Genomic DNA, 20,485 nt, shown 5'->3' with positions numbered 1-20,485 from the left:
GCTGAATGAAGCTTTTGCTGCACAAGCACTTGCAGTCACCCGTGATCTTGGTCTGGCAGATGACACGACTCAAGTCAATCCGAATGGTGGTGCGATTGCGATTGGTCATCCACTCGGTGCTTCAGGTGCACGTTTGGTGACAACTGCACTGAATCAATTGGAACAAACCGGTGGTACTTATGCCCTGTGTTCAATGTGTATTGGTGTGGGGCAAGGCATTGCGCTGATTATTCAGCGCGTTTAATTGGATGAGCAAAGCGGATTAGGGAAAGACAAACATGAGCCAGTTATATGCCAGCTTATTTTACCAAAATGAAGTGACTGAAATTTTCAGTGATCGCGCTTTGGTCTCTTACATGATTCAAACTGAAGTCGCGTTGGCGCAAGCTCAGGCTCAAGTGGGTGTCATTCCAGAATCTGCTGCAACAGCAATTTCGAACATTGCAGCAACTGCACTCGATCAGATTGATTTTGATGCTTTGACTGTGGCAACAGGCTTGGCGGGCAATATTGCGATTCCATTTGTAAAGCAATTGACCGCAATTGTGAAACAAAGCGATGAAGATGCTGCGCGCTATGTGCACTGGGGTGCAACCAGTCAGGACATTTTAGATACCGCATGTATTTTGCAATGCCGTGCAGCAATGGCGCAGGTTGAAACCTTAATTCAGCAATGTTATCGCACTGCTTTGGCTCAAGCACAGCAGTATCGTGCACAAGTCATGATTGGTCGTACTTGGTTGCAGCAAGGCCTGCCAATTACCTTGGGTCATAAATTAGCGCGTTGGGCTTCGGCATTTCATCGTGATTTAGCCCGTATCGAAGCCATGAAAACGCGTGTGTTTACTGCTCAATTGGGTGGTGCTGTGGGTTCATTGGCATCTTTGCAGCATCAAGGTACAGCAGTCGTTCAAGCCTTTGCAGCGCAGTTACAACTTTCAGTTCCAAGCTGTACGTGGCATGGCGAGCGTGACCGTATTGTCGAAGTCGCAAGTGTTGTTGCGATGGTCACAGGCAGCTTGGGCAAAATGGCACGTGACTGGTCGTTGATGATGCAAACAGAAATTGCAGAAATCTTTGAGCCTACTGCAAAAGGTCGTGGTGGTTCATCCACCATGCCACACAAGCGTAATCCAGTTGCGGCGGCATCTGTATTGGCAGCGGCGAACCGTGTACCTGCATTGATGTCGAGCTTGTACCAAAGCATGGTGCAGGAACACGAGCGTAGCTTAGGTGCTTGGCATGCAGAATGGCTGGCGATCCCAGAAATCTTCCAACTTTGTGCCGGTGCTTTAGCGCGCACATTGGATGTACTGCAGGGGATGCAAGTCAATGCCGAGAACATGCAGCGTAATTTGGAATGTACCCAAGGCTTAATTATGGCAGAAGCCGTGATGATGGCTTTGGCACCACATATGGGACGTTTACAGGCGCATCATGTAGTGGAAGCTGCCTGTAAAACAGCTGTTGCCGAAGGTGTGCATTTAAAAGATGTGATTGCGGAACTGGATCAAGTCAAAGACTTGTTTAGCGCAGCGCAGATTTCAGAAATTTTTAAACCCGAATCATATCTTGGCAATATTCAAGACCAGATTGATGCGGTGTTGCAGGAAGCAAAAGGAGAGGCAAAGTGAATATTACAATGACTAATCGTCAGGGCAAATGTTTGGCTGTGCAAATTAGCGGTCAAGAAAATGCCCCTGTAATTGTATTTTCAAATTCACTCGGCACAGACAAGGGCATGTGGCAACCTCAAGTTGCGGCATTTGAACAGCATTTTAAAGTCGTGACCTATGACACTCGTGGTCATGGGCATAGCGATGTGATTGAGCATACGACTGTACAAAATCTTGCTGAAGATGTGATTGATATCCTCAATGGTTTGAATATTGAAAAAGCCCATTTTTGCGGGATTTCCATGGGCGGTATGACCGCGTTATGGTTAGGTATTCATCATTCAGCGCGTTTTCATAGCATTACTGTAGCGAACTCGGCAGCCAAAATCTGGACTGCGGAAGGTTGGAATGCACGTGCAGATGCAGTGACTGAAAACGGTGTTGCGGACTTGGTTAAGACGACGCATACCCGTTGGTTCAGCGAACAGTTTGATTATCAACATGATGCTTTGGCACAACGTACCATTCAGTCTTTAGCAACGACCCCAGCATTGGGATATGCAGAATCTTGCCGTGCATTGGCACAAGCCGATTTAAGCAATGAAATTCAAAACATTCATATCCCAACTTTAGTGATTGCAGGGGCATTCGATCCTGTGACCACGGTTGCTGACGGCATTTTCATGCAACAACAGATTCAAAATAGTGAACTCGCGGTGATTGACGCATCGCATCTTTCCAATATCGAACAACCTGAGCTGTTTAATCAAACCCTCAGTCAATTCATTGGTTCGATTCAATAGTTTAAGGATTTAAAAAGGACTTTCAGCCTAAGGAGGCAGGTATGGCGTCTCAGGAATACGCTACTCAAAAAACGAGTATAGACGCACAGGCACTGATCAATGATGCACCACTTAGCAAGTATCAGTGGCTTATCGCAATTGTATGTTTTTTCATTGTTTTTGTTGATGGTATTGATACTGCAGCAATGGGTTTTATTGCGCCAGCCTTAGCACAAGACTGGGGCGTAGACCGTTCACAATTGGGTCCAGTGATGAGTGCGGCATTAGGCGGCATGATCATTGGGGCTTTGGTGTCTGGTCCTACGGCTGACCGTTTTGGTCGTAAGGTGGTATTAAGCGTTTCCATGTTGATTTTTGGTGGCTTTACGTTGGCATCAGCTTATGCACCTGATTTAGATACGTTGGTGGTACTGCGCTTTTTAACGGGTATTGGCTTGGGTGCGGCAATGCCGAACGCAACCACATTATTCTCTGAATATTGTCCAAAACGTTCACGTTCTTTACTCGTCACCTGCATGTTCTGTGGTTACAACTTGGGTATGGCAACAGGCGGATTTATTAGTAGTTGGCTTATTCCAGCATTTGGATGGCACAGCCTATTCTTGCTAGGTGGTTGGTCTCCGCTGATTTTAATGCTTTTGGTGATTTTCTTCTTACCTGAATCGTACCGTTTCTTGATTGTGAAAGGTGGTGATAACGCCAAAGTTCATCAAATTCTGTCACGTATTGCACCTGCTCAAGTACAGGGTGTGACTGAATTTCATGTACCCGAAGAAAAAATTGATGGTGCAGAGAAGAAAGGCGTATTTGGCATGTTGTTCTCTAAGCAATATGTCAAAGGGACGGTTTTACTTTGGCTTACCTATTTCATGGGTTTGGTGATGATCTATCTACTCACCAGTTGGTTACCAACCTTAATGCGTGAAACAGGCGCAACCATGGAGCGTGCAGCATTTATTGGTGGTTTATTCCAGTTTGGTGGTGTACTCAGCGCTTTATTTATTGGCTGGGCAATGGACCGTTTCAATCCAAACCGAATTATCGCTGGCTTCTACATGGTGGCGGGTTTATTTGCTGTTGCCGTGGGTCAGAGCTTAGCGAATCCAACCTTACTTGCAATTTTAGTGCTCTGTGCAGGTATCGCAATTAATGGTGCACAGTCTTCAATGCCAGCTTTAAGTGCTCGTTTTTATCCAACCCAATGTCGTGCAACGGGTGTGGCTTGGATGTCAGGGATTGGTCGTTTCGGTGCGGTGTTTGGTGCTTGGATTGGTGCGGTTTTACTCGGCAATGACTGGTCATTTACCGCAATTTTAAGCTTGCTGATGATTCCTGCAACCGCAGCAGCTGTCGCAATTTTTGTTAAATCACTTGTTGCTCACACTGATGCAACTTAATTGAGGGTTCTCCCATGAATGATGAACAACGCTATGAACAAGGGATCAAAGTTAGAACTGAAGTGCTGGGTGAAAAGCATGTGAATCGTTCGATCGAGAACCTGAATGACTTTAACGCAGATTTTCAAAACTTTATCAGCCGTTTTGCTTGGGGTGAAGTTTGGTCTAGACCAGGTTTACCGCGTCATACCCGTAGTTTAGTGACCATCGCGATTTTATTGTCGCTCGGTCGTGAAGACGAATTGCGTATGCATTTACGTGCTTGCTTTAACAACGGTGTGACCAAGGACGATTTAAAAGAGTTGATTCTGCATTGTTCATTGTATGCAGGTCTACCAGCAGCAAACGCAGCCATGCATATGGCAGAAGAGGTTTTTGCGGATTTGGGTATTGCACCCCAAAAACTGAATGAAAAGCAGTTAAACCAAGAACAAACCAACCAAGAGTAAATGGAACAAGTTTAAGAGGGACTTCACATGTCGCAACTTATTTTAGGTGCATACGCACAACGCAATACCGATGATCATCCGCCAGCATATACACCTGGCTATAAAACCAGTGTATTGCGTTCGCCTAAAAATGCATTGATCTCAATTGCAGAAACTTTAACTGAAGTCACAGCACCACATTTTAGTGCAGAGCAGTTTGGTCCAAAAGACAACGATTTGATTTTGAACTATGCCAAAGAAGGTTTACCAATTGGTGAGCGCATTATTGTGCATGGTTATGTACGTGACCAGTTTGGTCGTCCAGTGAAAAATGCCTTGCTCGAAGTTTGGCAAGCCAATGCTTCAGGTCGTTACCGTCATCCAAATGATCAATATATTGGGGCAATGGATCCGAACTTTGGTGGTTGTGGTCGCATGATGACAGATGCTAATGGTTATTTTGTATTTCGTACCATTAAACCAGGTCCTTACCCTTGGCGTAACCGTATTAATGAATGGCGTCCTGCGCACATCCATTTCTCTTTGATCGCTGATGGTTGGGCGCAGCGTCTTATTTCGCAGTTCTACTTTGAAGGCGATACCTTAATTGATTCGTGTCCAATTATTAAAACCATTCCTTCGGAAGAACAACGTCGTGCACTAATTGCTTTAGAAGACAAGAGCAATTTCATTGAAGCAGACAGCCGTTGTTACCGCTTTGACATCACTTTACGTGGTCGTCGTGCGACTTATTTCGAAAATGATTTGACTTAATTCAGGGAGAACAACATGAACAATTGGAATTTTCAAGAATTACATGAAACGCCATCTCAAACAGGTGGACCATACGTACACATTGGTTTATTACCAAAACAAGCCAATATTGAAGTCTTTGAAAATAACTTTAACAACCAGTTAGTTAAAGAAAATACTTTAGGCGAACGTATTCGTTTAGAAGGTCAAGTCTTTGATGGTTTAGGTTTGCCATTACGTGACGTTCTCATCGAGATCTGGCAAGCAGATGCCAATGGTGTATACCCAAGTGCTGCAGATAGCCAAGGCAAACCAGCAGATCCTAATTTCCTCGGCTGGGGACGTACAGGTGCAGACTTTGACACAGGTTTCTGGAGTTTCGACACCATTAAGCCGGGTGCAGTACCTGGGCGTAAAGGCACAACTCAAGCACCACATATCGCCCTGATCATTTTTGCACGCGGTATCAACATTGGTTTGAACACACGTGTTTATTTCGATGATGAAGCAGAAGCCAATGCGCAAGACCCAGTGCTGAAAAGCATTGAGTGGGCACCACGTCGTCAGACTTTAATTGCCAAGCGCGAAGAGCGTGATGGTGAAGTAGTTTATCGTTTCGATATTCGCATTCAAGGCGAAGATGAAACGGTGTTTTTAGATATCTAAACTCCCGAAAGCTTGTTGTAAGTCATCTTGCACGAGCCGAATAGATAGAAGTTTATACGTGGTGATTCCATGTCCCATTGCATGAATCCCACGTATGTTTGCGGCTGATGACTGAAGTCAGGCGATAGTTTGAAAATACAAGGAACTGTAATGATTACCATCAAAAAATTAGCAATTCAATTATGCTTAAGCAGCGCTGTTCTTGCAGTAATGCCAACGACCTTTGCAGCTGAAGTGGCTCAATCAAACGCACAACACTATATGGTGAAAAACGTCAATATTGGCGACTTACCTGTTAAAACCATCGTACCCATTACCGCAAAAACGGCTGAACAAGCGATTGCACAAGCCAAAGTGATTGCCAGCAATCCTGATGTCGATTTGGCTGAATTCCGTATCGATTTACTCGAATTTTCTGCTGACACGAAAAAAGTCATTGCACTTGGTCAGCAACTCAATCAAATTTTAAAAGACAAACCGCTGATTGCCACCATTCGTACCCATAACGAAGGCGGAAAAATGACGGTGTCTGACCAGGACTATGAAAAGATTTATCGTGAATATTTGAAAAAGCCATTCATGCAATTGCTCGATATCGAGATGTTCCGTGATGCAGGCAGTGTCGCAAAATTGACCAAATTGGCGCATGATAAACATGTGTTAGTGATCATGTCGAATCACGATTTTAATAAAACTCCTGAACAACAAGAAATTGAAAACCGTTTGCTGAAACAAGACCAAATGGGCGCAGATATTTTGAAAATTGCGGTGATGCCGAAATCTAAACAAGATGTCTTTACCCTGATGAATGCAACGCTTGCTGTAAGCCAAAAAAGTCAAAAACCATTATTGACCATGTCGATGGGGCAATTGGGCACGATCTCGCGTGTCGCTACTGCCAACATGGGGGGCAGCCTCAGTTTCGGCATGATTGGTGAGGCTTCAGCACCAGGTCAAATTGATGTGACTCAACTTAAACAGTTCCTTAAAACTGTGCAGCCTACACCTTAAGACTTGAAGATATAAAAAAGGATTTGAACATGAAATTATCAGCTTTACGTTTAAGCACACTGGTTTTAAGTTTGGCGGCTTCTGGTCTTGCCAGTGCAGAAACTTATATTGTTGACCGCTATCAGGACGATAGTGCCAAAGGTTCATTACGCTGGGCAATTGAACAATCCAATGCCAATGCTGCACAAGAAAATGAAATTCAAATTCAGGCAGTGGGCAAAGCGCCTTATGTCATTAAGCTGAATCAAGCTTTACCACCCATCAAATCTTCCGTGAAAATTATTGGAACGCAGTGGGATAAAACTGGTGAGTTTATTGCCATTGATGGTTCCAATTACATCAAAGGTGAAGGTGCCAAAGCTTGCCCGGGTGCAAATCCTGAACAGTATGGCACCAACGTCCGTACCATGACTCTACCGGGTCTGGTGCTGCAAGATGTGAATGGTGTGACTTTAAAAGGTCTGGATATTCACCGTTTCTGTATTGGTGTCTTAGTTAACCGTTCAAGCAACAACTTGATTCAGCACAACCGTATTAGCAATAACTACGGTGGTTCAGGCGTGATGTTGACGGGTGATGATGGTAAAGGCAACCCAACCTCAACCACCACCAATAACAACAAAGTCTTGAATAACTTGTTTGTAGACAATGGCGATGGTTTAGAACTGACGCGTGGTGCAGCATTTAACCTTGTGGCTAATAACCTGTTCACTTCAACCAAAGCCAACCCAGAGCCATCTCAGGGCATTGAAATTCTTTGGGGCAATGACAACGCTGTGGTCGGCAACAAGTTTGAAAACTATTCTGATGGTTTGCAAATTAACTGGGGTAAACGTAACTACGTTGCTTATAACGAACTGACCAATAACTCGATAGGTTTTAACCTCACGGGTGATGGCAACATCTTTGACAGCAACAAAGTGCATGGTAACCGTTTAGGGATAGCTATACGTTCAGAAAAAGATGCCAATGCACGCACTACCTTAACCAAGAACTCGATTTGGGATAACGGTAAAGATATTAAGCGTTGTGAAGCAGGCGGTTCATGTGTACCCAACCAACGTTTAGGTGCCATTGTATTTGCTGTACCAGCACTTGAGCATGCAGGTTTTGTCGGTTCTCGTGGTGGTGGTGTGGTGATTGAAGATGCAAAACTTCAAAAAACTTGCACACAGCCAAACCAAGAAGGCTGTAATGCGATGCCTAACCAAAACATCCAAGCACCGCGTTTAAGCTATAGCAAAGGACAAATTACCGCGACAGTTCAAGGGCAACCAAATCAGCGTTATCAGGTTGAATTCTTTGCCAACCGTCAAGCGAATAGTCAAGAAGCTGAACAGTACTTAGGTGCTCAAGTGCTCACAACCAATGCACAAGGTCAAGGTCAAGCCACTTGGAAAGCACTGAGTGGTGCTGCAAGTGTGACAGCCAATGTAACCGACCATTTGGGCGCAACTTCTGAACTCAGCCCAGCCGTTCGCATTAAATAATAAAAACCGCATGGAAAGCTCACTTGAGTTGAGCTTTCCTCACAAAAAAGGATGTTTGGTATGCAACAACTATTAAAACTTGGCACATTATCTTTGGCACTTCTGACTTGCCAACTGGCTTCTGCAAATGAATTTTATTCGGCTGATCGTCAATGGTTATTTGGGGATTGGAACGGTGAGCGGAAGCAGCTGGAAGATCAAGGTTATAAATTTACAGCAGCTATTATGAGTCAGGCGGCAACCAATCTGGATGGTGGTTATAACGATGACAATACTTTGGAAAATGCTGGACAACTGACCTTAGGTGCTAATTTTGATTTGAACAAAATTGCGGGTTGGGAAAATACCACAGCAGGTTTAATGATCACCAAACGTGATGGTAATTCTTTAACGCTAGAGCGTATTAAAGATCCGCGTGCTAGCACATTAGGCAATACCCAAGAAATTTACGGACGCGGAAAAATCTGGCGCCTTACTCAAGCATGGATCAAAACTGGATTTGATGACAATAAAGTCCAATTCAAGATTGGTCGTATGGGCATGTCGGATGACTTTAACAGCTCACAATGTGAATTCCAAAACTTGCTGCTATGCGGCGGTCAGTTAGGTAAATCGATTGGTTCAATCTGGTACAACTGGCCGGTCGGGGTTTGGGGTACTAACCTGAAGTATCAATTTGCCCCTGCATGGTCACTCGGCTTGGGTGTGTATGAAGTCAATCCTGACAATGTCAAAACACAATCCAACAGCGATGGCTTTAACCTCGATATGGATAATGTTGAGGGTGCCACCATTCCTTTAGAGTTGGCTTGGAAACCCAAATTAGCGGCATTCAACAGCTTGCCGGGGGAATATAAAGTGGGTGCTTTGTACTCTACTGCGGAAGCGAAAGATATTCGCAGTGGTGAAATGCAAGATAGCAAATACAGTTTCTGGCTGAATGCCCAACAACAATTGACACAACACGGCACCGATCCAAAACGTGGTTTATACATTAGCTTTAATGGCGTCGTGAACGATAAAGCCACGACAACAGTGGAAAGTACACAACAATTGGCACTTTGGTACAAAGGTCCATTTGATAGCCGTCCGAACGACTCGATTGGTCTGGGCTTTGCAAATTATGTGGTCAATGATCGCGTTACAGATAAACAAATTGCCACCAATGAAGGTCGTGGTTACTACAGTTACGATGCCATTGCCAGCGACTACGTTCCGATTCAGCGTGACGAGCTGAATGTCGAGCTGAACTATACCTACCAATGGTCACCAGCGGTCATGCTTAGACCGAACCTGCAATACATCTACCAACCAACAGGGGTTAAAGAAGTAGAGGATGCTTGGGTTGCGGGTTTAAGTATGAAAGTTAATTTTTAACAGCACTTAGATTGGAAAAATGATTAAAATATAAACAGTAGTGCTGTTTTGTTTAAACACTTAAGTCATGGCTTTCGTAACCCAGTTGCGAAAGCACAAGAATTTATTCGTGAAGATAAATGATACTCAAAGGAGAGAGGGAGTGATCATTTAAACGCACGGCACTTGGAGTAAGATGTATGTCTGAAGCTCAATCAAAGCCAGGACTCATATTTAAAATATGGTGCTTTGTCCTTGGCTTAGCCTTATTGTTAACAGGCCTATTTTATTTAATTGGTGGCGGAAAGCTCATCAGTTTAGGTGGCTCTTGGTACTTCTTTATTGCAGGCTTAGTGACCATCGTTTCAGCGATTTTCATTTTTAGAAAAAAAGCCCTTGGGGTTGGATTATTCAGTTTAGTCTTTATTGGCACTGTCATTTGGGCATTGATTGATACTGGCTTTGAATTCTGGCCACTGCATTCTCGCCTGATGTTCCCAGCAGGACTCTTTGCTGCAGTACTGTTTACGCTGCCTTCTATCCGTAAATACCAGCAACAAGATGCAATGAACGCACCGGCTTATGTCGTCGGTGGATTAACCGTTCTGGGTATGATCGGCGGTTTATATGGCATGTTTATTCCACATCCAACCGTTGAAGCATCGGGTCAGGAATTGCCGCTTGTACCTGTAGAACCCAGTAAACAGCAAGTGAATTGGGATCATTACGGCAGTGATGCAGGCGGTAGCCGTTTCGCTGCGCTTGATCAAATTAACCGTAATAACGTGTCTAAGCTTAAAGAAGCTTGGCGTTTCCAAACGGGTGATATGACCACAGGGTCGGGTAATGGTGCAGAAGATCAAATGACCCCATTGCAGGTGGGCAACAAAGTCTTGTTGTGTACCCCGCATAACAACATCATTGCTTTGGATGCGGACACAGGTAAGCAAATCTGGAAAGCCGAGGTCAACTCTAAAGCGGATGCGTGGGAACGTTGCCGTGGTGTAGCTTATTTTGATTCGACTCAAACATTGGTTCAGCCAACTTTAGCAGGGGCAACTGCCGTGACTGCTGTCGCGACCAATACGGCATGTCCACGTCGTGTCTATACCAATACCCCTGATGGCCGTTTAATTGCAGTGAATGCAGATACAGGTGAACGCTGTAAAGACTTCGGTGTCGATGGTACGGTAAATCTGCTTGAAGGCTTAGGTGATGGCACCAAAGCGCCACGCTTTGAAGTCACTTCAGCACCGACCATTGCAGGAACCTCCATTGTCATTGGTAGCCGTATTGCCGATAACGTGGGTGCAGACATGCCGGGTGGTGTGATTCGTGCATACGATGTCATTACAGGTCAGTTGCGTTGGGCATTCGATCCGCGTAATCCAGATCCGAACTATGTGTTAAAACCAGGTGAAACTTATAAACGTAGTTCAGCCAACTCATGGGCTGCTATGTCTTATGACCCGCAAATGAATACCGTGTTCTTACCGATGGGCAGTTCTTCGGTTGACCTTTGGGGTGCAAACCGTCAGCCGCTGGATCATAAATACAATACGTCGGTATTGGCTTTAGATGCGACCACAGGTAAAGAGAAGTGGGTCTATCAAACCGTTCATAATGATTTATGGGACTTTGATTTACCAATGCAACCAAGTTTGGTGGATTTCCCGCTAAAAGACGGTTCGACTAAACCTGCTGTGGTGATTGGTACTAAGTCTGGTCAGTTCTTTGTGCTTGACCGTGTGACAGGTAAACCATTAACCAAAGTCGTTGAACAGCCTGTCAAAGCCGCGGACATTCCAAACGAACAATACAGTTTGACCCAGCCACGTTCAGTTGAAATGCCACAAATTGGCAATGCGACTTTAACTGAATCTGACATGTGGGGCGCAACGCCATTCGATCAATTGATGTGTCGTATCAATTTTAAATCGATGCGTTATGAAGGTCTATTTACTGCACCAGGCACTGATGTGTCATTAAGCTTCCCAGGTTCGTTGGGTGGTATGAACTGGGGTTCTATCGCATTCGATCCAACCCATCGCTATATGTTTGTAAATGACATGCGTCTAGGACTTTGGATTCAGTTGATCAAACAAACCCCTGAAGACTTGGCGATTCAAGCCAATGGCGGTGAGAAAGTGAATACGGGTATGGGTGCAGTGCCAATGAAAGGTACACCATACAAAGTCAACAAAAACCGTTTCTGGTCAGCATTAAGTATCCCTTGTCAGAAACCACCATTTGGTACCATGACTGCAATTGACATGAAAACACGTCAAATTGCATGGCAGGTTCCGTTGGGTACTGTAGAAGATACAGGTCCTATGGGCATCAAAATGGGCTTAAAAGCACCGATTGGTATGCCAACCATTGGCGGTCCAATGGCGACACAAGGTGGTTTGGTGTTCTTCGCTGCAACACAGGATTACTACTTACGCGCTTTCAACTCTTCAAATGGTAAAGAGGTATGGAAAGCACGTTTACCAGTGGGTAGCCAAGGTACGCCAATGAGCTATATTTCACCAAAAACGGGTAAACAATATGTGGTTGTTTCCGCAGGCGGCGCACGTCAGTCACCTGATCATGGCGATTATGTGATTGCCTATAGCTTAGGCGAATAATCAACAAGAAGACACGGAAAGCCCTTCTGTACTAGAGGGGCTTTTTACACTCTACCAGATGATAAGAAAAGGATATCTTGTGAGATTACTTAATATGACTCCATTTCCCTTTCAATATGCATTATTGACTGCTGTGATCTTGCAGTCGATGGCACTGCATGCCCAAGATTCTTCCGAATACCAGCAACTTCCAGTGATTAAAGTGCAAGCGGTGCGTACGGATAGTGAATTGTTGCAGACCTCAGCCTCAGTGCAGAAAATTCAAGCGCCAAAGACGCAAGAAAATACCAATGTCAATCTATCTGAAGTACTGCAGGGTGTCGCGGGCTTACAAATCAATAATCGTGAAAACTACGCGCAAGATTTGCAAATTTCCATGCGCGGCTTTGGCGCACGTTCCACCTTTGGGGTGCGGGGTATTCGCCTGTATGTGGATGGTATTCCTGCCACCATGCCAGATGGGCAAGGGCAAAGCTCGAATATTGATTTAGACAGCTTAGACAATATTGAAGTTCTGACAGGTCCATTTTCTGCCATTTACGGGAATTCTTCGGGCGGCACCATTTTGACTCAGACCAAAGAAGGTCAGGGGAAAGATTCTATTCAGGTGGGTTTCATTGCAGGCAGTCACCATAAGCAGCAGGCCAATATTCAACTGCAAGGCGGTTCAGAGCAAGCCAATCAGCCTGCTTATGTGATTAGTTCTTCTTATTTCGATACAGACGGTTTCCGTGATCATAGTGCTGCGAACAAAGTATTGAATAATGCCAAGCTCACTTGGAATCTGGAGGATGGCAGTAAAATTAATTGGCTGATGAACCGTACGAAAATAGAGGCCGATGATCCTCAAGGTTTAAATCGAACACAATGGCAAGCCAATCCGAAACAGGTCAATGACAGTCAGAATGTTTATGATGTACGTAAAAGTATTGATCAGACCCAGACAGGGCTGACATGGAGCAAACCGCTGAATGATCAGAACGAACTCTATGCCATGTTCTATTTGGGTAATCGCCAAGTGGTGCAATATCAGTCGATTCCGAGCAGTGCACAAAAAAATCCGCGTCATGCGGGTGGTGTGATCGATTTTGATCGGGACTACTACGGTGCAGATTTACGTTGGACAGGCAAAGACTTGTTACCGAACACCACTTTCATTGCAGGCTTGGCATTCGACCAAATGCGGGAAGATCGTCAAGGCTATGAGAACTTCGATTCGGCAGGGCGTTATGGTGTGAAAGGCGCGCTACGTCGAGATGAAGTCAATACCTTATGGAATCTTGATCCCTACATCCAAGCCTCATGGCAGTTTTTACCGCAATGGCATCTAGATGCGGGTCTGCGCTATAGCAATGTCAATTATGAATCAGACGATCATTACATCACCACAAGCAATGGCGATGACAGTGGCAGTACCGACTATCAGAAATTACTTCCGACTGTTGCCTTGGGCTGGGATATATTGCCTGAGCTCTATGCCTATGCCAGTTATGGCAAAGGGTTTGAAACGCCGACCTTTACCGAAATGGCGTATCCTACGGTGGGAACGTCAGGGATTAACTTTGATTTAAAACCAGCAACCAGCGACACGACCGAACTCGGTTTAAAATCACAAAATCCATCTGGGCTGTTTACTTTTGCGGTGTTTCATACCGAAACCAAAGATGATATTGTGCCTGATGACGCCAATGGCGGGCGGAGTACCTTCCGTAATGCAGAAAAAACCTTACGTGAAGGGCTGGAGTTGTCGTGGCAAAAGCAACTCTGGCAAGACCTGAATATTCGAACCAGTTATAGTTATTTGGATGCAACCTTTGACGCAGATATTCCTGCAACCACAACTAAACCACTCATTCAGAAAGGAACGTATATTCCGGGGATTGCTAAGAATCAGGCTTTTGCAGGTTTGGCGTGGCAACCTGAACAGGGCTTTCAGGCAGGTTTGGAAGCGCGTTATATGGATAAAATCTATGTCGATGATATCAACTCGGATACTGCACCAAGTTATACTGTTGTGGCGGCAAACGTGGGTTATTTATGGGTGAATCAAGACTGGAAAATCAATACCTACGCGCGCATCGATAATTTGTTTGACCGTAACTATGTCGGTTCTGTCATCGTAAATGACAGTAATGGGCGCTATTTTGAACCTGCGGATGGACGTAATTTTAGTCTAGGAATGAGTGTAAACAAGACCTTTTAATTGAAACTGAGGCAGAATACAAAAGGGGCTAAATTGCCCCTTTGTTATGGTTGAAAATCTTTCATGGCGGAGGTGCTCGTTTTTTTATTACAAATTTGCTTAAATACGCCTCGAAAAATAACAAACAGACATTAGGCTTTATATGAATAAATTTGCCAATACTTTGGTTTTTGCAACATTGTGTAGCAGTATGCTTTTAACAGGGTGTGATTTCTTTAAAGGAAAGAAAGACAGCGCTGAAGCAGAACAAGCAGTACCCGCAGTCAATGAATGGGACTGTAGCAATGAAGCAAAATTAAAAGAGATAAAGGCTGCGCTACAGCAAGACTATCTAAAAAAACTGGATAAAGCTTTACGTGACTCTAGTTACTATCAGGCAGATAAAAACCTGACCGATACCATCACCCAAAACATTCATTTTGAAGTGAAAAGCATTACTACAGTGACTGAACAACCAGATACATCTAAACAATTAGAATGCCGTAGCGAGCTGATTGTGAAAATGCCGAAAGGGTTACAGCAACGTGCTGAAAATGGTTATGAAGCAGAAAGTTGTGATGATTGTGATCGCTATGACACCTTGAATGATTTACTGGAAAGTGAATCGTATGGTTTGAGCTTGCAGAAAGATCAGTTGAAAGGATCATTTAATTATCAGTTGATTAAAACCGATAAAGAAGGTATTCAACTTCAGTTACCCAAAGAAAATACAGTGTTAGATGGTTTGGTCTATATCACTGAAAAAGCAGTACAACTTGCCGCTTATGAAGAAGAAAATAAAGCCAATGCAGATAGCCATGAGGCTTACATGCAAAAGGAAGCCGAGCAACAGGAATTGGCTCAAAAGGCGATGGATATCCGACAAAAAGAACTCAATGATGACCAGTCGAAAGTGGTAGAGCGCTTAAATCAGACTTGGGATAATTTTACCAGTGAGCAAAAAGAACAGTTGCAACAAGACCAGTCTGATTGGTTTGAAAAGCGGGATGTAGACTGTAAAGTGCTTGCACAAACGAGTGTTTATAATATTCCCGAAAAAGATCGTGAAACCTATCAGCAGCATCACGATTATTGGGATGAGCAAATGAAAGCACAAAATCAGGATATGCAATACACCAAATGCTTTAACAAAAAAACAACTGAACGTATTGTTTATCTGAACAATGTCTTTAGTTAATACAAAAGCTGTTTGAAATAAAAAGGACGAATTGATTCGTCCTTTTTTTATTGGCATGCTTAGCACAGAAATTGAGAGAAATAGCAGACATGCGAATTAGTTTTATTGGTGCGGGACGCGTTGCTCACCATTTGGCATCAGCTTTAAAGTCACAGCATCAAATTGTGCAAATTTATAGTCGGACTTGGGAAAAGACACAGCAATTCGCAGCGCAGGTGGCGGCACAGCCTTGTCGATCGCTCACTGCATTAAATTCTGACATTGATCTGTTGATACTTGCTGTGAGTGATCAATCTATAGCCACGATTATTGCTGAAGTAGCACCATTATTGCCGAATGTGCTGATTGTGCATACTTCTGGTAGTACTGATTTACAGCGATTGCAGCAACATCACCCACGTTCAGGTGTGTTTTATCCTTTACAGACTTTTAGCTTGGAACGCGAGATTGACTGGAAGCAAACCCCGCTCTTTGTTGAAGCAGCAGTTGAAGAAGATCAACAGTGTTTATTGCAACTGGCACAACAGCTTAGTGACCGTGTCTATGCTTATAGTTCGCAGCAACGTTTAAGTCTGCATTTGGCAGCCGTGTTCGCCTGTAATTTTGCCAACTCCTGTTATGACATGAGCAAGCAAATAGTCGATCAGACACAGGTAGATTTTAGCTTACTCTATCCATTGATTTTGGAAACAGCCGCCAAAGCCACGCAGAATGATCCTAAAACCATGCAAACAGGGCCTGCAGTACGCGGGGATGTGAATATTTTACAGATGCATCAGTCGATCTTAACGGATTTACAACGACCAGATTTGGCTGAAGTATATGCCTTAATGAGTCAGCAGATTATGCAACGTCATCAAGCTGAATAAATGATTTGATCTTGAGAGGGGGAATCTCAAGCATGCATTGGATCATGCTTGAGAAAAATTTTACCGAGATGGATTACTTAATTTTCTTGAAAATAAAGTCATTAATTTTGTGACCAGCTTCCAAACCACGACGTTCAAATTTGGTTTGTGGACGCCATTCAGGACGCGGGTAGCTATTGCCTTTACCTGCCAGATTTTCAAGATTTGGACGGTTGTCTAATACATCCAGCATCCATTCTGCATACGGTTCCCAGTCAGTTGCGGCATGGAATGTTCCACCCATTTCCAACTTCTGCTCAACCAGTGGCATACGGTCATGTGAAACGAAACGACGTTTAAAGTGACGTTTTTTCTGCCATGGGTCTGGGAAATACAATTGTACGCAGTTGATGCTGTTGTCTGGCATTTCACGTAGCACTTGAATCGCATCGGCATCTAAAACACGTAAGTTTTTCAGTTCGGCCATGCCTGCTTCATATACGCATTGTGCGATACCAGGAATGTGAACTTCAATCCCGACAAAGTTGCGCTCTGGATTGGCTTTAGCCATTAGCACCAGTGAGCGACCCATACCAAAACCGATTTCAACGGTCAAAGGACGTTCAGGGTGTTCAAAATGCTGACGCAAATCACCTACTGGATATTCCAAAATCAAGTGACCATATTGTTCAAGCGCAGTACGTTGAGAAGTATTCAGCGGAGCAGAGCGACGCATATACGTCACAATTTCACGATGCTCATTTAAGTTGTCTAGCTCGACGACTTGCGGTTCTAATAGATCGGTTGACATAACTTTGGCAAATGTAAAAATTCGAAAGCGGTATTTTAAATCCTGAGACCGGCAAGTCAAATTTTTTACCGTTATTTCGGCAATTAAATTGTTTTTGATTTTGTCAGGGTAAATTTCAGGTCTAGGAAATTCGCGTTGCGCATGATTTTCGATGATTAATTTACGCAATAAAAAAAAGAGCTGAATCACCAGCTCTTTCCTCATACATCGCAAGTTTTACAGCGGATTGTAGCGATCAATCAGTGTGCTGCTGGCTTCATTTAAACCGACCACTTCAATCTCGATGCCCTGATCTCGAAATTTTTGCACGACAGTATTCAACATATTCACCGAAGTAATATCCCAGACATGCGCATGGGTTAAATCCAGAATGACACGTTTCGCAACAGTTGAAAAATCAAAGAATTGATAGAATTTTTCTGAACTGCTAAAGAAGATCTGTCCTGAAATTTGGTATTGCAGCGTTTCAGTATTCAATTGCTGAGCTTGCACTTTCACTTCACTTTCCAACTTGTTCACAAGGAACAGGGCAGATAGACAGACCCCGACAAATACACCGAGTGCCAAATTGTGCGTTGCCAATACAATCACCACTACACTTAACATGACGATGTTACTTTGTTTAGGATGTTTACTAAACTGCTTGACCGAATCCCAGTTAAAGGTGGTAAACGACACCATAATCATAATCGCAACCAGCGCAGCCATTGGAATGTACGCCAGCCAGTCTTTTAAAAACACCACCAGACACAGCAAGAACACACCTGCGACTAGGGTCGAAAGTCGTGTGCGTGCGCCAGAACTCACGTTAATAATCGATTGACCAATCATGGCACAACCTGCCATACCGCCCATAAAACCACTGACAATATTGGCATAACCTTGACCACGACATTCTTTATGGCGGTCACCTTCAGTACCCGTGACTTCATTGACAATGGTGGTGGTCATCATGGTTTCCAGTAAGCCAACAGTTGCTAAAGTCATGGCATAAGGGAAGATGATTTTTAAGGTTTCCAGATTCAGAGGAATATCTGGAATTAAAAAGACAGGTAGCGTGTCTGGGAACTGTCCTAAATCACTGACGGTGCGCATGTCTGCGCCAAAAACCAGTGCCACTAAGCTCAGTAAAATAATACAAACCAGTGGAGCAGGCAGCAATTTGCCAATTTTAGGGATATAAGGGAATAGATAGACAATCACCAAGCCTAAAGCGACAAAGCCATAGCCGATATAGTCCATTTTTTGTATTTCAGGGATTTGTGCCACAAAAATCAAAATAGCTAAGGCATTCACAAAGCCATAGACGACCGACTGCGAAACAAAGCGCATCAGTTTCGCGACTTTAAAATAGCCTGCAATAATCTGAATCAGACCAGTCAAAATGGTGGTTGCAAACAGGTACTGTAATCCGTGATCTTTCACAAGGGTAATCATCAGCAATGCCATGGCACCTGTAGCCGCAGAAATCATGGCAGGGCGTCCACCAAAAAAGGCAATACTAACGGCTATACAGAAGGAGGCATATAAACCCACTTGAGGGTCAACACCCGCAATGGCGGAGAAAGCGATAGATTCGGGAATAAGGGCTAAACCAACAACAATACCCGCAAGTACATCAGTACGAATATTTGATAACCATTCTGATCTTTTAAGGCTAATCACTACGACATTTCATTAAATTTAAAGAATGTGTATGTTAAAACATCTAACAATAAAAAAGCACACGAGATTGTCTTGAAAAATTGTAAAAATTGAACAATATTCAAGAAGTACTATTTATAAGTCGTTACGCTTTTTTGCAATTTACAGGTCTGAACGCTTGAAAGTTTGTCTGAAGGCATTTAAAAAATTAAAGAGTTAGATAACAAGGATTATATATGAAGCTTTATTATTCCCCAGGCGCTTCTTCATTGGCATCACATATTATTCTAAATGAAATTAATGTCGATTTTGATCTGGTTCGTGTAGACCTTAAGACCCATAAAACAGAAAAAGGCGAAGATTATTATGCCATTAACCCAAAAGGTTATGTGCCAGCGCTGGAAATTAATCCAGGGTTAATTCTTACTGAAAATGTTGCAATTTTACCGTTTCTGGCACAGCACGATCCAAAGCAAGACTTGATTCCACCATCAGGTTTAGGTCGTGCCAAAGTACTGGAATGGTTGGGTTATTTGAATTCTGAACTGCATGATGCCTATGCGGTGTTCTTCTGTGGGGCGTTGTCAGAAGAAGCTAAAACCAAAGCTTATGCTGAAATTGACCGTTTATTAACACATATCGATCAAGCCATTGCGGAATCGGATCACGATTATTTGGTAGATGATAATTTTGGACCTGCAGATGCTTACTTATTCGTGCTAACCAACTGGTCAAACTACATTCATCATGATTTAACGCCGTATACGAATATTATCGCAATTCGCAATAAAGTGGCTGAACGCCAGTCTGTACAAATGGCGATGCGCGATGAAGGCTTAATTCCTTAATCAATGAAATCTAGGTCTTAAGACTACAGTTAAAAGATGCCTCACGAAGAGGCATTTTTTATTGGTATTCCGTATATTCACTGAAATCGATATCTTGCAGTGTCAGTGGGTACTTATTTTTTAGTGTACTCCACTGAACCTTTATGGGTTGTGACGCATCTGCAAATTCATTTTTCCCTGTCGTGGTTTTGACTTTACTGGTAGAAAAATTGATGCTTCTCTCGGTGATGTCGCCCGAAGCACGATGAAAATCATTGCTATCGAAACCAATCAAGCTTAAGTTGTTATTTTGATAGCGGAAAGTATAGCTGTTATTGGTAACGTACCATGAGCCACAACTTAACCAATAATGCAGGTTTATCTTGAGTAATCCTTTGGTTATGGACATACCTCCATCTTCCAGTGGGTCAGCAAGGCAAGGGGATTCTTCGTCATTCTCAGTGGGAAGCGAGTCGTTTTCAGTAATCAGTTGATAACCTTGCGCTGTTTGAAAGAGGATTAATAGTTTTCTCGGATTCAGATTTAAGCGATCACTGCCTAAACCTTCATGGCTTTTGATATTGTTTGGGTTATTTTGCTGAATAATAAGCGCAGCATCTATTTTGCCATCACGGTTTAAATCGCCAGTGGCTGTTTCTAAAACGGTCCAGCCTTGGGGAACAAACTTTGCATAAGCTGATTTGTCTGAAGCTGCTAAGGTGACTGTGCTGAAACTGATTAAAGTTAGTGGAAGTATTGTTTTTAGCATATGATTCATAGCTTTATTATAAGAAAAGTTTAAAAGAAAAAATGGATTCCGAAGAA

Annotated in this window: 17 protein-coding genes and 1 pseudogene; 15 read left to right on the top strand and 3 right to left on the bottom strand. The window is 43.5% G+C overall.

Going from position 1 to position 20,485, the window contains the following annotated elements; all coding sequences use genetic code 11:
* The 14 genes and pseudogenes from GWK51_RS13800 to GWK51_RS13735 form a co-directional block, all read left to right on the top strand.
* Positions 1 to 244: pseudogene (locus GWK51_RS13800) on the top strand (acetyl-CoA C-acyltransferase); the annotation flags it as partial.
* A gap of 34 nt (positions 245 to 278) precedes the next feature.
* Entirely contained in the window at positions 279 to 1,634 is a 1,356-nt protein-coding gene (gene pcaB / locus GWK51_RS13795; RefSeq protein WP_161934134.1) for a 3-carboxy-cis,cis-muconate cycloisomerase, read from the top strand.
* Between the two features lie 8 nt (positions 1,635 to 1,642).
* Positions 1,643 to 2,419 carry a 3-oxoadipate enol-lactonase gene (gene pcaD, locus GWK51_RS13790; protein ID WP_216071778.1) on the top strand — a complete coding sequence of 259 codons (777 nt, stop codon included), beginning with the start codon at positions 1,643 to 1,645 and terminating at the stop codon, positions 2,417 to 2,419.
* 41 nt (positions 2,420 to 2,460) lie between these two features.
* A complete protein-coding gene (locus GWK51_RS13785) occupies positions 2,461 to 3,816 on the top strand; it encodes an MFS transporter (protein ID WP_100243157.1) in 1,356 nt (451 codons plus the stop codon).
* A 14-nt stretch (positions 3,817 to 3,830) separates the two neighbouring features.
* A complete protein-coding gene (pcaC, locus tag GWK51_RS13780; RefSeq protein WP_161934132.1) occupies positions 3,831 to 4,265 on the top strand; it encodes a 4-carboxymuconolactone decarboxylase in 435 nt (144 codons plus the stop codon).
* A 27-nt stretch (positions 4,266 to 4,292) separates the two neighbouring features.
* A complete protein-coding gene (gene pcaH / locus GWK51_RS13775) occupies positions 4,293 to 5,018 on the top strand; it encodes a protocatechuate 3,4-dioxygenase subunit beta (protein ID WP_142768988.1) in 726 nt (241 codons plus the stop codon).
* A gap of 15 nt (positions 5,019 to 5,033) precedes the next feature.
* On the top strand, positions 5,034 to 5,663 hold the full coding sequence (gene pcaG, locus GWK51_RS13770; RefSeq protein WP_161934131.1) for a protocatechuate 3,4-dioxygenase subunit alpha: 630 nt from the start codon (positions 5,034 to 5,036) through the stop codon (positions 5,661 to 5,663).
* 150 nt (positions 5,664 to 5,813) lie between these two features.
* Complete coding sequence (gene aroD, locus GWK51_RS13765) at positions 5,814 to 6,674, top strand: type I 3-dehydroquinate dehydratase (RefSeq protein WP_161934130.1); 861 nt, start codon at positions 5,814 to 5,816, stop codon at positions 6,672 to 6,674.
* A gap of 29 nt (positions 6,675 to 6,703) precedes the next feature.
* A complete protein-coding gene (locus GWK51_RS13760; RefSeq protein WP_161934129.1) occupies positions 6,704 to 8,164 on the top strand; it encodes a NosD domain-containing protein in 1,461 nt (486 codons plus the stop codon).
* Positions 8,165 to 8,224: 60 nt separating this feature from the next.
* On the top strand, positions 8,225 to 9,541 hold the full coding sequence (locus GWK51_RS13755) for a carbohydrate porin (protein WP_161934128.1): 1,317 nt from the start codon (positions 8,225 to 8,227) through the stop codon (positions 9,539 to 9,541).
* Positions 9,542 to 9,720: 179 nt separating this feature from the next.
* Entirely contained in the window at positions 9,721 to 12,150 is a 2,430-nt protein-coding gene (locus tag GWK51_RS13750) for a glucose/quinate/shikimate family membrane-bound PQQ-dependent dehydrogenase (RefSeq protein ID WP_161934127.1), read from the top strand.
* A 94-nt stretch (positions 12,151 to 12,244) separates the two neighbouring features.
* On the top strand, positions 12,245 to 14,353 hold the full coding sequence (locus tag GWK51_RS13745) for a TonB-dependent receptor (RefSeq protein WP_161934126.1): 2,109 nt from the start codon (positions 12,245 to 12,247) through the stop codon (positions 14,351 to 14,353).
* 142 nt (positions 14,354 to 14,495) lie between these two features.
* Complete coding sequence (locus GWK51_RS13740) at positions 14,496 to 15,530, top strand: DUF1311 domain-containing protein (protein ID WP_161934125.1); 1,035 nt, start codon at positions 14,496 to 14,498, stop codon at positions 15,528 to 15,530.
* Between the two features lie 71 nt (positions 15,531 to 15,601).
* Positions 15,602 to 16,399, top strand: coding sequence for a Rossmann-like and DUF2520 domain-containing protein (locus GWK51_RS13735; protein ID WP_268895817.1), 798 nt, complete (start codon positions 15,602 to 15,604; stop codon positions 16,397 to 16,399).
* A 73-nt stretch (positions 16,400 to 16,472) separates the two neighbouring features.
* On the opposite strand, the gene trmB is transcribed toward GWK51_RS13735, so the two are convergent.
* Both trmB and GWK51_RS13725 read right to left on the bottom strand, forming a co-directional pair.
* A complete protein-coding gene (gene trmB / locus GWK51_RS13730) occupies positions 16,473 to 17,189 on the bottom strand; it encodes a tRNA (guanosine(46)-N7)-methyltransferase TrmB (RefSeq protein WP_100243162.1) in 717 nt (238 codons plus the stop codon).
* Positions 17,190 to 17,405: 216 nt separating this feature from the next.
* Entirely contained in the window at positions 17,406 to 18,854 is a 1,449-nt protein-coding gene (locus GWK51_RS13725) for a SulP family inorganic anion transporter (RefSeq protein ID WP_161934123.1), read from the bottom strand.
* 215 nt (positions 18,855 to 19,069) lie between these two features.
* Between GWK51_RS13725 and GWK51_RS13720 the strand changes: the two genes are divergently transcribed.
* The gene (locus GWK51_RS13720; RefSeq protein ID WP_161934122.1) at positions 19,070 to 19,681 is read left to right on the top strand and encodes a glutathione S-transferase N-terminal domain-containing protein; all 612 of its coding nucleotides are present in this window, start codon (positions 19,070 to 19,072) and stop codon (positions 19,679 to 19,681) included.
* 58 nt (positions 19,682 to 19,739) lie between these two features.
* On the opposite strand, the gene GWK51_RS13715 is transcribed toward GWK51_RS13720, so the two are convergent.
* Entirely contained in the window at positions 19,740 to 20,429 is a 690-nt protein-coding gene (locus tag GWK51_RS13715; protein WP_161934143.1) for a hypothetical protein, read from the bottom strand.
* Between the last annotated feature and the right edge of the window lie 56 nt (positions 20,430 to 20,485).

The sequence above is a fragment of the Acinetobacter kanungonis genome, assembly GCF_009939195.1.
GTDB lineage: Bacteria > Pseudomonadota > Gammaproteobacteria > Pseudomonadales > Moraxellaceae > Acinetobacter > Acinetobacter kanungonis.
This window is presented reverse-complemented; position numbering and strand designations above follow the sequence as displayed.